Annotated in this window: 12 protein-coding genes and 1 tRNA gene; 5 read left to right on the forward strand and 8 right to left on the reverse strand. The window is 23.1% G+C overall.

Going from position 1 to position 16,244, the window contains the following annotated elements; all coding sequences use genetic code 11:
- Positions 1–1,985: S1 family peptidase (locus AB6A63_RS00605; protein WP_370430773.1), on the forward strand; the 1,985-nt coding region annotated here is incomplete at its 5' end.
- Positions 1,986–3,083: 1,098 nt separating this feature from the next.
- Here the strand turns inward: AB6A63_RS00605 and glnS are convergent.
- The 8 genes from glnS to AB6A63_RS00645 form a co-directional block, all read right to left on the reverse strand.
- Positions 3,084–4,703 (reverse strand): glutamine--tRNA ligase, encoded by a 1,620-nt coding sequence (gene glnS / locus AB6A63_RS00610; RefSeq protein ID WP_370430774.1) that lies wholly within the window; start codon positions 4,701–4,703, stop codon positions 3,084–3,086.
- A gap of 100 nt (positions 4,704–4,803) precedes the next feature.
- Positions 4,804–5,796, reverse strand: coding sequence for a tRNA (adenosine(37)-N6)-threonylcarbamoyltransferase complex transferase subunit TsaD (tsaD, locus tag AB6A63_RS00615; protein WP_370430775.1), 993 nt, complete (start codon positions 5,794–5,796; stop codon positions 4,804–4,806).
- A gap of 48 nt (positions 5,797–5,844) precedes the next feature.
- Complete coding sequence (gene tsaB / locus AB6A63_RS00620) at positions 5,845–6,414, reverse strand: tRNA (adenosine(37)-N6)-threonylcarbamoyltransferase complex dimerization subunit type 1 TsaB (protein ID WP_370430776.1); 570 nt, start codon at positions 6,412–6,414, stop codon at positions 5,845–5,847.
- A gap of 42 nt (positions 6,415–6,456) precedes the next feature.
- The gene (tsaE, locus tag AB6A63_RS00625; RefSeq protein ID WP_370430777.1) at positions 6,457–6,921 is read right to left on the reverse strand and encodes a tRNA (adenosine(37)-N6)-threonylcarbamoyltransferase complex ATPase subunit type 1 TsaE; all 465 of its coding nucleotides are present in this window, start codon (positions 6,919–6,921) and stop codon (positions 6,457–6,459) included.
- A 134-nt stretch (positions 6,922–7,055) separates the two neighbouring features.
- Positions 7,056–9,563: a DNA gyrase subunit A gene (gene gyrA, locus AB6A63_RS00630; RefSeq protein WP_370430778.1), complete on the reverse strand. Its 2,508-nt coding sequence runs from the start codon at positions 9,561–9,563 to the stop codon at positions 7,056–7,058.
- A 42-nt stretch (positions 9,564–9,605) separates the two neighbouring features.
- Entirely contained in the window at positions 9,606–11,519 is a 1,914-nt protein-coding gene (gene gyrB / locus AB6A63_RS00635) for a DNA topoisomerase (ATP-hydrolyzing) subunit B (protein ID WP_370430779.1), read from the reverse strand.
- A gap of 213 nt (positions 11,520–11,732) precedes the next feature.
- Entirely contained in the window at positions 11,733–12,872 is a 1,140-nt protein-coding gene (locus tag AB6A63_RS00640; protein ID WP_370430780.1) for a hypothetical protein, read from the reverse strand.
- A gap of 682 nt (positions 12,873–13,554) precedes the next feature.
- On the reverse strand, positions 13,555–13,725 hold the full coding sequence (locus AB6A63_RS00645; RefSeq protein ID WP_370430781.1) for a hypothetical protein: 171 nt from the start codon (positions 13,723–13,725) through the stop codon (positions 13,555–13,557).
- Positions 13,726–14,046: 321 nt separating this feature from the next.
- Here AB6A63_RS00645 and AB6A63_RS00650 point away from each other — a divergent pair.
- The 4 genes from AB6A63_RS00650 to rnhC form a co-directional block, all read left to right on the forward strand.
- Positions 14,047–14,138: transfer RNA gene (locus AB6A63_RS00650), tRNA-Ser, on the forward strand.
- 62 nt (positions 14,139–14,200) lie between these two features.
- Positions 14,201–14,740, forward strand: a complete 540-nt coding sequence (locus AB6A63_RS00655) for a signal peptidase I (protein WP_370430782.1) — start codon at positions 14,201–14,203, stop codon at positions 14,738–14,740.
- 27 nt (positions 14,741–14,767) lie between these two features.
- Positions 14,768–15,442: a uracil-DNA glycosylase gene (locus AB6A63_RS00660; protein ID WP_370430783.1), complete on the forward strand. Its 675-nt coding sequence runs from the start codon at positions 14,768–14,770 to the stop codon at positions 15,440–15,442.
- Positions 15,443–15,531: 89 nt separating this feature from the next.
- Positions 15,532–16,244, forward strand: a 713-nt coding sequence (gene rnhC / locus AB6A63_RS00665) for a ribonuclease HIII (protein ID WP_370430784.1), incomplete at its 3' end; no start/stop codon positions are given.

Genomic DNA, 16,244 nt, shown 5'->3' on the forward strand with positions numbered 1-16,244 from the left:
AAGAAGAAGAAGAACCAAAAAAAGAAAAAATAAATAACTCAAAATTAAAAAAAATAGAACAAATGACCTTTTTAATTTCTTCTCATAACAGTTTAGGTTCTGGTTTCATATTTGGTATCGAAGAACATACAGAATGTAAAACAAATCACTTTCAATATTATGTTTTAACTAATAGACATGTAATCGATTCAAAAAATCAAATAAATTATTGTGCAAAAATTTATAACTATTTTTTCGGCCTGAAAAAAGCAAAAATAATAGGTTTCATTAAAAATGAAGATGTATATGATGATATAGCTGTTTTATCTTTTTGCGACGATATTCCAGACAAATACAATACAATAAAACAAAACAAAAAAGAAATATATCCTGAAACAGAAATATATACTTTTCAAGGAGAAACTATTTATAGTATGGGGTCCCAAGTTTCTAAAATGGAAAATCTTAGAGTAAGTTTTTCTTCGCAATCAAATCCAAATCCAAATACAAATATTAATAATATATTTCAAGATAATGATAAATTGAATTCAAACATAGAATTAAGTTTATTAAAAAAAGGAAATATTGTATCAAAACACGATAAAGAAATTTCTTTTGATATTCAAATCGATCACGGAAATAGTGGTGGGCCTGTTTTTAATAAAAATGGAGAAATTATAGGAATGAATAAAAGTACTATTATCGCTAATGATGTCCCTGATAATACTTCTCAATCTATAAATATCGAACATATTAAAAAAATATATAATAGAATAATGTGTTTACACAAAAAAGAACCTAATAAACAATATTTTAAAATATCACCAGAAGATAATTATAAATTCGCAAAAGAAGAAATAGAATCTTTTGAGCTTTTTAGTTCTAAGCCAAGCAACAAAAAACGAAGTATTAATATTTCTATCGAAGAATTAATAGATTATTTAAGTTGTTCAGAAACAAAAAAAATTAATTCTAAGAAAATTACAAAGTCTGATTCTAATAATGAAATGAAATTTATTATGGAATCAATTAATATTTTTTCAGACAAAGACACAATATTTTCTATAGATCCTACCAAGGAAGAAATAGAAATATCTTTTGATCCAGGAAAAGAACAAATTGTTTTGTCGAAATATCATAATAATAAACAAATTATTAAACAAATAGACGACAAAAAACTAAATAATAAACAGTTTTTTTCTTTCAAATTAATCGATAAATTAAATCCAAATCCAAAAGAATCAAACGAACATGCAAAAAAACTACAAAAAATAAAAAATTCTTTAATTGTATGGAATCAAAATAAAAATAAAAGCGGGAATGGTATTATTTTTTATAGAGAAAAAATATCAAACAATAATTATTTATATTTTGTTTTATCTACTTATAATATCGATAAAGAAAAACTCGAACATATCACTGAACCTATTAAAAATATTTTTGATAATGAAGTGGAAATTACCAATTTTTATAATGAAAATTCTAAAAAAGAAAAAGGTGAGATAAAAACTTTTTATTTTGAAAATAAAAATTTAGCTTTGATAACTTTTGAATCTTCCCATAAATATGATACAGTAAAAATAAGACCTATAAAAGATCTTGTTTTAGGAGAAGAAATATTTAGTTTAATTAATACTGATAAAGATGATTATATTCCTCAAATGTTTAAAAGTAACGTTGGATATAAAGATAAAGATTATAATTATATTCTTTGTGACTCTGTTTTTAATTTAAAATCAAAAAAAATAAATAGTGGTTCTCCTTTAAGTCTTTTATATTTTGATTCAGAATCTAACTTTATTGGTACTAATGATATTTTGGATAAAGATAAAGATCAAGTTCCTGATTATTTTAATAAAATTTCTTTTTTAAAAGAAGAAAATTTTAAAATGTTATTATATAAAAATAAATTCAAAGACAATTTTAATCTCTTGTTTTCTGTCTTTTTTATAATTGTAATGTTTTGGATTTTTATTTTTAAAATTGATATCAAAGCGATCTTTTAATGTTTTAGAGTTTAATATAACATTAGGCAAAAGATGTTACTCTTGCATGTATTGCGTCATTTTTATTACTGATACTGCTTGTATTTTAATATTTTCTTTTGCAACTTCTGCTTTGTTTTAGCAAATTCTTTTGTAGATGATACTATTTTTTGAGTATTTTCTTTTGTATACGTTTCTGTGTTTTTAGCAAATTTTTGCAGATACTACTTTGTTTTTAGCAAATTCTGTTAAAGAGTCTTTTGTTCTTGAAAAAGTTTTTTTTATATTTGTGATGCCCATTATGTTCTAATTAATTCTTGATCTGTTTTTTTAGTTGATAAATCTGTATCATTTTATTTAGTTTCTGAATCAGATTCTTGTTTAATTGATATCTGTATCAGAATCTTCATCTATTATTTGGTTCTTTATTTTCTGAATTAGAATATGGATTTTTGAGATTAGATTGAATTGTTGTATTGTTAGTTCTCGTGTTAAATCGGGAATCATATTTTCTTCTCGATTGCTTAGTGGATTTGCTCTTAAAACCGAAATAGTTTGTTTTTTTCTTCTTTTTATAAAAATTTTAATATGTCATTTACATTAATATTTATTTTAGATAACAAAAAAAATGTAGCTAATACAGAGAGCGCTTCAACACTTATTTTGGTATTATACACTTTTTCAATATATCCTTTCTTTAAAATTTTTAAAATGTTTAAAAATTGAATTGATTTATTTTTTATATTTATTCGTTTAAAATATTTCTGATTATTATTTATAATTTTAAATCGATCTAATTTTTTAAATGTTTGAAGATTGTTTTTTTAATGCTTTAATTCATAAAATATTTACTTTTTTTACATCTTAGAATTCTTTTAAGAAATAAAAAAACCAAAAAAAATATACCTGAGTTTATTTGATGATATATTTATTAAATATTATTTATTTCATATTTTTATCAAAAAAATCGTAATTTTTTTATTTTAACATAAATAATTATATAACAAAAAAAAAAAAAAAACAAGTATCAACGATTATATTGTCGAAAAGTGTTTTTTTTATTATTATTTAAAAATTAATTTATTAATTACTATTTATAAATTAAAAAATATGAAATATTTAAATTACTTTTTTTAAAGGAATAATTTCATTAAAATAATGTGATTTATCTTGTAAGGCTATAAAACAAAAATAACCTTTTCGAATAAATTGAAAAGTTTCATTGTTTTTAAGAAGTTTTACTCCACATTCAATAAAAGCTTCTTTTTTTATTAAAGAAGAATAATTAAATTCTTTTTCTAATTCATTGGGAATATCAGTTGTAAAAAGTGGTTGATAAAAATTTAAAAAAGTTTTTTTTGATGTCTTCATTTCGACAAAATGAATGTTCCCATTTGGTTTTCTTTTGGTAAAAGAAGTACCACTTTTTGTTTCTGGATCGTAAGTCGCTAAAACTTCAATAACTTCACCATTTTCGTTTTTTACCACATCAACAGCTTTAATAAAATAAAAATTCAATAATCTTACTTCACCATTTAAAAATAATTTTTTTGACTTCGCATCTGATTTTTCCATTTGAAAATCTTTTTTTTCAATATAAATACGTTTAGAAAAAAACACAGTTCGTGATCCTAATTCTAAATTATTAGAATATGGTACTTCTCGAGATTCGATTTTATTTTCAGGATAATTAAGAATCGTTACTTTCAAAGGATCGTCAACAACCATTATTTTTTTTGTTTTATTTTGTAAATTATTTCTCACAAAAGAATTTAACATATTTTGATCTACATAATTATTATTTTTAGATAAACCAATTTCTAATATAAATTCTTTAATCGCTTCCGGTGTATAACCTCTTTTTTTCATGCCTATCAAAGTAGGCATTCTAGGATCGTCCCAACCTTGAACTAAATTAGAATTTACTAAAAATTTTAAATTTCTTTTACTTAAAACTGTTTTATTAAGATTTAATCTACCAAATTCTATTTGTTTTGGGAAATGTGGCATTTCTGTTTCTTTCAAAACCCAATTATACAATGGACGATGATCTTCAAATTCTAAAGAACATAAAGAATGACTAATTTTTTCAATAGAATCTTCTAAAGGATGAGAAAAATCGTAAGAAGGAAAAATAAAATGATGTTCTTTTTTGATAGTATAAGCATCTAAAATACGATATAAAACAGGATCTCTCAAATTAATATTAGGACTTGCCATATCAATTTTAGCTCTTAAAACTTTTTCCCCTTTTTTAAAATACCCTTTTTTCATTTTCAAAAATAAATCTAAATTTTCTTCAATACTGCGTGTACGGTATTTAGATTCGATACCTGGTGTCGTTAAATCCCCTCTATTTTTTTTAATTTCTTCCGCTGTTGAATCATCAACAAAAGCTAATTCTTTTTTAATTAATAAAAAAGCTCTTTGAAAAAATTCTTCAAAATAATCAGAAGCGTATAAAATTTTATCTGGTTCATATCCTAACCATCTCACATCTTCTAAAATAGAATCCACATATTTTTGTTCTTCTTTTTCAGGGTTAGTATCGTCATATCTTAAATAAGTTTTACCTCCAAAAAACATAGCTAATTCAAAGTTAATGACAATAGAACGAGCATGTCCTAAATGAAGAAAACCATTTGGTTCAGGAGGAAAACGAGTAATAATTGTTTCATATCTTTTTTTTGTTAAATCTTTTTGCATTATATTTTTGATAAAATTAGAATTTTCAAACATAATAAAAAACACCTTCGACTATTGAAATAAAAATTTTATTATAAATTTTTATTTAATTATATACTAAAATATTTGAATATAATTCATTTTCTTACTTAATTTAGATAGATAGATCAGCTATTCCTGTTAAATTATATCGATATCGGCCTTTTGATTCACTAAAATGATGTTGAAAATAAGCAGCGATCCCAATCATAGCAGCTTGATCTGTGCAATACTGTAAAGAAGGAATTACTAATTCTAAATTAGTAAATTTTTCTTGGAATCTTTGAGTAATAAATTGATTGGCTGCGACACCACCTGCAATAATTAATTGTTCGACCGGAAATGATAATAACGCTCTTTGAACTTTATGAAACAAAATATCAATCACGCTTTCTTGAAAAGAAGCACAAATATCATTAATATAAGGTTCGATATCTTTTTGATTATTAATAAAACCGATAATATAACTTTTTAAACCTGAAAAACTAAAATTTAAATTTTTGTTTTTGAGATAAGGACGAGGAAATGGAAAAATATTTTTTCCTTTCTGAGCTAATTTTTCAATAATCGGACCACCAGGATAACCTAAATTTAAACTTCTCGCTACTTTATCGTAAACTTCACCTACTGCGTCATCTAAAGTAGTACCAATTTTTTGAATCTGAAAATGTCCTATTAAATAAAATAATTCAGTATGACCACCAGAAATTAAAAGCACTAAAGAAGGAAATTTTAATTCATGTTCTATTTTAGAGGAATAAATATGGCCTATTAAATGATTAACCCCTATCAAAGGTTTATTATGAATATAAGCGTAAGTATTAGCTGCGTTCACTCCAGAAAATAAACAACCAATTAATCCAGGTCCTTGCGTTACCGCTACTAAATCAATTTTGTTATTATTTATATTGGCTTTTTCTAAAGCTTCTTTCAAAACAAAATTAATTGTTTCTTCATGTTTTCTAGCAGCTAATTCAGGAATAACACCCCCGAATTTTTTATGATAATCTATTTGTGATAAAACAACATTAGATAAAACTTTTTTACCATCTTGAGTAACAGCCACACTTGTTTCATCACAACTTGTTTCAATAGATAAAATATTCATATTATAAAACCTACTTTATAAATTGTTAATAAATTATGTTCTTGTATTTTAATAACCCGTGTAATAATTAGGGCTAAAACGATAAACATCATCCACTTTTTTCATATAAAAAAAAATTTTTTCAATAGAAATTTTAAAACTTTGATCTTCTAATAATAAATGATGAGAAAAATCATTTAAAAAATTAGTCTCGTAAATACTTTCTTCTAAAATAATTTTTTTATTTTTTAAACTCAGACTGTAAAAAAAATCCTTTTTAGCATAAATTTTAGGAGTTATTATATCATCTTCATAACCACTAGATAAAAGTAATAAACTACTAATTTGAAACAAAGATATCCCTAATTCTAAAGATAAAATTTTAGATGTTAAGACTGCTAATCTACTTCCGATATAAGAACCTGGACCTCTACCCACAATAACGCCTGATAAATCTTTTAAACTAAGATTATTTTCTTTTAATATTTCCGAGATCAACACAACCATATGAGAAACGAAAGTTGTTTTTAATGTATTTTTTTTAATACTAATAATTTCATTTGGTGTAGCCAATATAGCTAATTGCACATTAGTAGAAACATCTAAAATAATATATTTAGCATTTTGAGATAAAAACATAAAATAAAAAAACCTTTTCTTCAAAAAGAATACTCCAATATTTTATTTTTGATTAATTGAAATAAATCTTTTTTTTATATTATGAACATGAATTTTTACATAAAATCGCCAAAAAGAAAAAAAAGACATATCTTCGCTTGTTTCAATTACTACAATATCTTCTTTTTCAATATTTTCTAATAACTCATCTATTTCTGGAATTATTTTTTCTTTTTTTTGATTCACATTAAAAAAACGATATAAATCTAAATGATGTAATTTTCGGGTTTTACTGGAATACGTTTTTAACAAAAGAAAAGTAGGACTATTGATAGGTTCTTTAATGCCTAACTCTTTAGCGATCCCTTTAACAAAAACAGTTTTTCCAGATCCTATTCTACCTTCTAAAATAATAATATTATTTTCTTTATTTGAGTTAGGATTATTTAAAATTTTTTGACATAAAAAAGCACCTATTTCTTTGGTTTGTTTACGAGAAAAAGTTGTTTTATTATAAATATTTTCCATATATCAAAAACCTAAATAATCAATCTTTTTTTCAAACAAAAATATAATAAAATATCAAAAAAAACATATTTTGGAAAAATTTTTATACCAACAATTCAATCAAAATATGATTCAATTTTAAATTACAATTTAAATTAAATTAATTCTTTGTCTTTTTGAATAATAACAACATTAACTAATTTATCGTTCTCATTTAAATTAAATAATTTTATTCCTTGAGTAACTTTAAATTTCGGAGTAGGTATTTTTCTATCATTAATCATTCTAATAACTTTACCACGATTAGAAATTAAAATTAACTCTTCGTTAGGGTAAACTGTTTTTAAAGCGATTATTTTACCATTTTTACTAGTAACTTTTAAGGTTTTTGTTCCTTTTCCGCCTCTTTTTTGTATTTTGTATTCTGTCATTTTATTTTTTTTACCATAACCGAATTCAGTTAAAACTAAAATATCTTGTTCATCTGAAGAAACAGCTATAGCACCTATTATCACTTCATCTTTTTCTAATTTCATTCCGATAATGCCACTACTTTGACGACTAGTTTTTTTAATAGTTTGTTCGTTAAAACGAATAGCTTTTCCAGAAGAATTAGCCATGATAATATCTTGATTTCCTAAAGTTTTTAAAACTATCAAAACTTCATCATCTGGTTTTAAATTAAAAGCGATTTTACCATTACTATTGATCTTGTCATAATCTTGAATATTATTTCTTTTGATTAATCCTTTTTTGGTAATAAACACTAAATAATTATATTCTTTTTCAGATTTATCACTAATATTAGTAATAGAAGTTAAAAATTCGTTATTAACAAAAGGAAGAAGATTTACTAAGGGAATTCCTTTAGCTTGACGAGAATAATCAGGAATTTCGTAACCTTTTATACGGTAAATTTTACCTTTGTTACTGAAAAACAACTGATAATCATGTGTAGAAGTAATAACAAAATGTTCCACGAAATCATTTTCGTTCATAGTGATACCGCTTACACCTTTACCACCTTTATTTTGTTTTTTATAAACTTCTAAATTTAAACGTTTAATATATCCTTTATGAGTAATAGTAATTAAAATATGTTCTTTTTTAATTAATTCTTCATTAGTTATTTCAATATTAACGTTTTTTTTAATTTGAGTTTTTCTTTCATCTTGAAAGTTTTTCTTTAATTGTATTAAATCTTTTTTCAAAATCTGTTCTTTTTTAGATTGAGAATTAATAATACTTTCGCATTCTTTAATTTGTTGAATTAATTTTTGTTCTTCTGTTTTGATTTTTTCTATTTCTAAATTAGTTATTTTTTGTAAACTCATTTCCAAAATATATTTACTTTGTATTAAATCAAAATTATATTCCGTCATTAATCTTTCTCTAGCTTCTTCAACAGTTTTAGATGTTTTAATTAATTCGATAGCTCTATCGATATCATTTAAAACAATAACAGCAGCAGCGATTAAATGTTTTTTATTTAAAGCATTTTTTAATTCAAATTGTTTTTGACGATTAATAATATCAATTCTAAAAGTAAAAAAAGATTCTAAAATTTGTTTCAAATTAACTAATTGAGGTTTTTTATTAACTAAAACAATCATATTAAAGTTATAAGAAATTTGTACACGAGAATGTTTGTATAAGTTATTTAAAAATATTTCAGGAATCACATCTTTACGAAGTTCAATAACGATTTTGATACCTTCACGGTTAGACGATTCGTCTCTTAAATCTGTAATACCATCTAAAATTTTATTTTTGTGTAAATAAACAATATTTTCAATTAAATTACTTTTTTTAATTTGATAAGGTATTTCTGTAATAATAATGGAACTTCTATTTTTGTCTGAAGTAACCACATTTATTTTAGAACGGATGACAATTCTTCCTTTTCCTGTTTCGTAAGCTTCTTGTAAATGATCTAAATTAACAATTTCTCCGCCAGTAGGAAAATCTGGTCCTTTAATATGTTCCATTAATTGAGGAATAGAAATTTCTTTATTATCTATATAAGCTACTAAAGAATCTACTACCTCGCCTAAATTATGAGAAGGAATATTAGTCGCCATTCCCACGGCAATCCCTGTTGATCCATTCACTAATAAATTAGGGAAACTAGCAGGAAGAATAGAAGGTTCCTTTTCGCTATTATCATAGTTATTAACGAATTCAATTGTATTTTGATCTATTTCTTTCATTAATTCTGTTGTTATTTTGGACATACGTACTTCTGTATAACGCATAGCAGCCGCAGCATCTCCGTCAATAGAACCAAAGTTACCATGACCATCAACTAAAGGGTAACGATAATTAAAATCTTGTGCCATTCTTACCATTGCTTCGTAAATACTACTGTCACCATGAGGATGATACTTACCTATAACATCCCCGACAACCCTAGCCGCTTTTTTATAACTGGATTGATGTGAAATACCTAATTCTTTCATACTGTATAAAATTCTTCTTTGAACCGGTTTTAATCCATCTTGAATTTCAGGCAAAGCTCTAGAAATAATAACACTCATGGCATAATCTAAAAAAGATTTTTCCATTTCTTTATTAATATTGACTTCTTTTATTTTACCTGGATTATGCTTAATATCATTTTCTAATTCTTGCAACGATTGATCTTTATTTTTTTTAATTGACATTTTAGTATCGCCTTTTTAATATTTAATAGAAAGAATAATAAATCAAATATCTAAATCTGCTTTAGCAGCATTTTCTTCGATAAATAATTTTCTTTGCTCTACCATTTTTCCCATTAATTTATCAAAAACTTTTTCTGATTCTTCGATATCTTCTAAATTAACTTTTAATAAAGTTCTTGTTTCTGGATTCATAGTAGTTTCCCAAAGTTGTTCTGGATTCATTTCTCCTAAACCTTTATATCTTTGTGAAAAAATCTTTTTATTTTCGAATTCTATTTTTTTGTGATATTCGTTATATTCTTGTTCGTTATAAAAATATTTAATTTTTTTATTTTTTTGTACCTTGTATAAAGGCGGTTGTGCGAAATAAATAAAACCATTTTCAATTAAAGGTTTTAAATTTCTAAAAAAGAAAGTAAGTAATAAAGTTCTAATATGTGCACCATCTACATCAGCATCTGTCATTATAATAATTTTATTATAACGTAATTTTTCTAAATTAAATTCTTTGCCGATTCCTGTGCCGATCGCTTGTATTAAAGAAACGATTTCATTATTGTTTAAAACTTTATCTAAATGTGATTTTTCTACATTGATAATTTTACCTCTTAAAGGTAAAATAGCTTGGAATTTAGAATTTCTTCCTTGTTTAGCAGAACCTCCTGCTGAATCTCCTTCAACAATATATAATTCTGATATTTTCGGATCTTTACTATAACAATCAGTTAATTTCGAATTAAAATTTAACAAATCTAAAGATATTTTTTTTCTAGTTATTTCTCTTGCTTTTTTAGCAGCTAATCTTGCTTTCATAGCAATCAAACATTTATCAATTATTTTTTTAGCTTCTTGAGGATTTTCTAATAAATAACTTTCTAAAAAATCACCAAATGTTCTAGAAATAAATTGCTTAACGTCTTGATTAGATAATTTATTTTTTGTTTGTCCTTCGAATAAAGGATCAGGATATTTAAGAGAAATAATAACTAAAATACCTTCTAAATTATCTTCACTAATTAAACTTGTTTCTTTTTTTAAAATATTTTTATCTCTGGCATATTTATTCAAAATTCTATTTAAAGCTATTTTAAAACCTTCTTCGTGTGATCCGCCTTCTTTAGTAGGAATATTATTTACAAACGAAAGAATATTTTGGCTATAAGATTCAGAATATTGAAAAGCGAGTTCATAAGAAATTTTTTTTTCTTCATATCTTTGGTAAAAAATATTATTTAAAGGTTTTTTATTTTTGTTTAAATGAATAATATATTCTCTAATACCATCTTTATAATGAAAATTAAATTCTTGAATAGGTTCTACAGTTTTATCAATAATATTTAATTTAATTTGTTTATTTAAAAAAGATATTTGTTGAACTCTTTCTTTCAAAACATCTAATTTATAATGAAATTCTTCCATATTTTGAAATATTGTTGGATCTGGTGTAAAAGTAATTGTTGTTCCTCTTTTTTTTGTGTGACCTTTTTTTTCTAATGGAGTAACAGGAATTCCTTTTTCATATTTTTGATAATATATTTCGTTGTTTAAATGAATTTCTACACTAAACCAAGTCGAAAGAGCATTTACCACAGAAGCGCCTACTCCATGTAATCCACCTGAAATTTGATAATTCTGTTTGTCGAATTTACCGCCTGCATGTAAAGTGGTTAAAATAGTTTCTACAGCAGATTTTTGACTTTTAGGATGAATATCAACAGGGATTCCTCTACCATTATCAGAAATACGTATAACATTACCGTCTAAAATTTCTAAAACGATTTCATTTGCGAAGCCTGCTAATGCTTCGTCAATAGAATTATCTAAAATTTCCCAAACTAAATGGTATAAACCTTTTTCAGAGGTAGAACCGATATACATACCAGGTCTTAATCTAACAGATTCTAATCCTTCTAAAATTTGGATACTATCAGCATTATATGTTTTATCAATTGCCATTTATTAAATAAAATCTCCTCAAAAATTGTTCAATGTATAAATAAATTAGTATAAAAATGTTTGATTACAAAATAATATTTTTAAAAATAAACATTATTTTCATAGTATAAAAAAAATTTTCAAATCAAAATATATTTAATTACATATAAAAAAATATTAAAAAAATAATCATAATTTAATTATTTTTTTTAATATTGTAGTCTAAAAATAAAATTAATTTGATTTTTTGAAAAAAAAATTTTTAATCATTTCACAAATGTTAATACTATTTATTTTGTTTTTTGCTCTATCAGAAACTTTTCCAATTTCTTCTTTTGCTGTTTTCAAAATGTCATTAGATTTAGCTTCAATTGTTTCAGAAGCTTTATCTTTTAAAGTTCCTTCTAATCCAACTATCGAATTTTGCGATGTTTTAGTAACTCCAACTTTGAATTCAACTATTGATTCTTTTAATGTTTCAGTAACTTCATTAGATTTTTTGTCAATCATTTCAGAAGTTTGATTTTTCAATTGGTCTATCGCAGATGCCAATGTACCGGAAACAATTTGGATTTTGTTATTAACTTGTTGATTAATTGTATCTTTTATTTCGGTTATATTTCTTTTTACTTGTTCAGAAATATCTCTTACTTCTTGATTAGATGTTTTGCTAAATTCATCTATTTTCCCTTTTATTTGTTCAGAAACTTTATTTAATTCGTCATCGACCTTTTGATGAACTCCATTTTTTAATGTATTTATTTCAAATTGTAATTTTTCAGCAACTTCATTAGATTTTTCGTCAATTGTTTCAGAAGCTTTATTTTTTAATTCTTCTTTCAATTCAACTATTGAAGATTGTGCTGTTGTAGAAACATTTTCAAGTTTTTCTTTTATTTGATCTAAAACTTCTTTAACTTTTTCATCAATTATTTTGTTTATTTTTGTTTCTAAATTATTTATTTTGACTTCTATTTGTCCAGAAACTGGTTCGATTTTATTATCAAACAATTCATTTATTTTTTTATTAATTTGAGAATCTAAACCATCTATTTTTTCTTTAATTTGTTTAACGAGTTCCTCGGTTTTGTCATCAACTTTTTTATTAACTTTTTCAGTAATTTTATCTTTTAATTCAACTACTGATGTCTCTATTTTTTTAGAAATATTATCAACTTTTTGATCAACTTTATTAGTAATTTTATCAATTAATTCTTCTATTTTTCTGCTGACATTTGAAGATATTTGTGTTTCAATGTTGCTTTTTGTTTCAGAAAAAGCTGTAACACCTAATTGGTTTAATAACAAGAAACTAAATGCTAAAATAAAAATCATTTTCGCAAATCGAGAAATATATTTATTTTTTGTAAACATACAAATACACAATTCCCTTTTTTCTTTTTTTTAAAAAAATTAACTTTTAAAAATATTTAGTATTAAACAACAAATAATTTTATATTATCAAAATATCCAAATTATTCTACTCATTTAAAAATCAAAAGTAATTAAACGATATATAAATTCGTAATAATTTTTTTATCATAATTTTATATATCATTTCATAATCCTAATTATATCAAATTATCCAATAAATTAATCCATTTTTTTAACTAATTTTATAATTTGATATAATTAACATTTATTTATTGGTGGAGATGAGGGGATTCGAACCCCTGTACAAAACTAATTCATTTCCTTAATCTAAACATACTTATTTTAAAAATCAAAAAAATTTGAATAAGATATATTAAAAATATAAAAAAATAAACTCTAGAAATATTCAAATAATTAATAATTACTGAAACATTTTTAATTATATATTTGAAAAAATATATAAAAAATGCAAAAAATAATGTCCGAAATAAATTTTAATTATAATTCTGATAATAAATTATTTTATCAAATTTCTTTTATCAAATTTCTTTTTTAGTCATTGTGACCATAAGAATTTTATTTAATCGAATATAATTAATTTAAATTAAATAAAAGAATAAAATATTAAATTTATAATATTTTTAATCGATAATATTGTTAATAATATAAAATTATTATATTATTAAGCGAAAAAAGGTAAAGACATTAATGAAGATGTTTGTGATAATCCAAATACTGAATTTTCCATTTCATCACCATTATTACAAGTTCTTAAATTGCCAGTTATTTTAACCTCGAACGTTTTTACTTGCGTAACCAAGATATGCATAAAAAAATTTATTAGTTTTGGCAAATTCCAAATACATCCCCAATTAAATTATAATATAAAATAACATAAATAACATAATTTATAGTAAATAATTGTTATATTTCGGTTTTAATACATAATTTATAATTAATTCCTTTTCCTTCAAAAATTTAAATCATTTTTATATATTGTTTTCATTTAATTATTACATTCAAAAAATATTAAATCCAAATTGAAATAAATATTTATATTTATAAAAAAAATTTATTTTTTATATTTTCATTTACTGGAATTATTTGATATATTATCATTTGTATATGTTAAAATTAAAATATATAGTTTAAGATATTTTTCTTTAATAAAAAAGGAGTAGTACTCAAGCTGGTTATAAGAGGCGTCTCTGCTAAGGACGTAGTCCAAAATTTGGTGCAAGGGTTCGAATCCCTTCTACTCCGCCAATCAAAAAAAATAAAATAATTTAAAAAAATTAAATTTCAAAGAAAAAAAACAAAAAAATAATATGAATAAAATAAATTTTTATAATTATAAAAAAAAATTAATTTATTTTGGGAAAATTATTTTTTTTTTATTTCGTTTTTTAATTAATACGATTTTAATATATATAATCCTTTTACAAATGCTAAATTTATTTTTTAAAGAAAAAAAAGATATTATAAACATTACACAATTTAATTATTTTCAAGTTGCCAGCGGAAGTATGGAGACTACGATAAACACAGGCGATTTAGTTATAATTAAAAAAATTTCAGATGAAGAATATTCGAAATTAAAAGCTGGTGAGGATGGTGATATTGTTGTTTTTGAAAATAAAGATATTACTTCTGAAGCACCTATTATTCATAGAGTATTTCAAAATGACATTGAAAAACAAAAAATAAAAACAAAAGGAGATAATAATGAAGTAAAAGATGGACCTGAAACTCCTTATAAAAATATAATAGGTAAATATGTTTTAAAAATTAATAAAACACATCAAATGATTATTTTATTTATATTTATTTTATTATTTATATATTATTTTTTTAGTATTTTTATTTAAAAAGTTTTTAAAGAAAAAAATAAAAAAATGAATCAAAGTTGGCAAGAATTCATTACACAAGAAAAACAAAAAAAATATTTTCAAAATATAATCCATTTTTTAAAAAATGAAGAAAAAATAGGCAAAATAATTTACCCCAAATCTCAAAATATTTTAAAAGCTTTTACACTCACTCCATTAAATAATCTTAAAGTGGTTATTTTAGGACAAGATCCTTATCCATCTATCAATCAAGCACATGGATTATCTTTTAGTGTTGAAAATCAAAAAACTCCTGCTAGCTTGAAAAATATTTTTAAAGAATTAAAAAATGATTTAAATTTAATTTCTTATAATAATAATTTATCTTTATGGGCTCTCGAAGGAGTTTTATTATTAAACACAATCCTCACAGTAGAAGCTAATAAACCATTAAGTCATCAAAACATCGGATGGGAAATTTTTACTCAAAATATTTTTAAATTTTTGAATCAAAAAGAAAAAATAGTTTATGTCTTGTGGGGAAAATTCTCTCAAAAATACGAACAATACATTAATAAAAAGAAGAATTATATTTTAAAAAGTAGTCATCCTTCTCCTTTATCAGCTCATAGAGGTTTTTTAGGTTCTAAACCTTTTTCTAAAATCAATACTTACTTAAGTCAAAATAAAATTAAAAACATTAATTGGGATTTAAATAGAACAGAAATGAATCAAAAATAAGTTAAAAAAAATCAAAAATAAAAAATTTATCAAAATAAAACAAATTTTATAATTTTAAAAATTCGTTAGAATAAAGAAATAAATAAAAAATGAAACAAAAAAATGATATTAAAAATAAAAATTTGATAGAAGACCGTTCAATACAAATAAATTCTCATATTGAAACGAAGAATACCCATATTATCGGTTCTGACGAAGTAGGAACAGGAGATGTTTTTGGTCCTGTAGTAGTTTGTTCTGTTTTAGTAACAGACAAAGATGTTATTTTTTTAAAAGAAATAGGAGTCAAAGATTCTAAAAAACTCTCTAAAATACAAATTCAAAAAATATTCGAAAATATAAAAGATAAAATCTTATATGAAGTGAAAATTGTTTCTCCTTCGGAATATAACGAATTAAACAAAAAAAATAATTTAAATAAAATTAAGGCTTTGTGCCATAATTATGTTATTTTAGAAATGTTAAAAAAAGTAAAACAAAAACCAATGGTGGTTGTTGATCAATTCGCTAAACCTGAACTTTATTTCAATTATTTAAAAACAGAAAAAAAAGTCTATAAAGATATTATTTTTGAAACCAAAGCGGAATCAAAATATTTAAGTGTTGCTTTAGCTTCTATTATCGCTCGAAACATTTTTTTAAAAGAAATCGCTGCTATCAATAAACAATTAGGAATAAATTTAACATTAGGAGCGGGTTGTAAAGTAGACGAACAAATAAAACGGATTTATCAAAAAAATAAATTAAATTTATTTCAAAAAATAGCGAAATGTAATTTTAAAAATATTCAAAAATATTTTTT

It is taken from the genome of 'Camptotheca acuminata' phytoplasma, assembly GCF_041276565.1.
GTDB lineage: Bacteria > Bacillota_I > Bacilli_A > Acholeplasmatales > Acholeplasmataceae > Phytoplasma.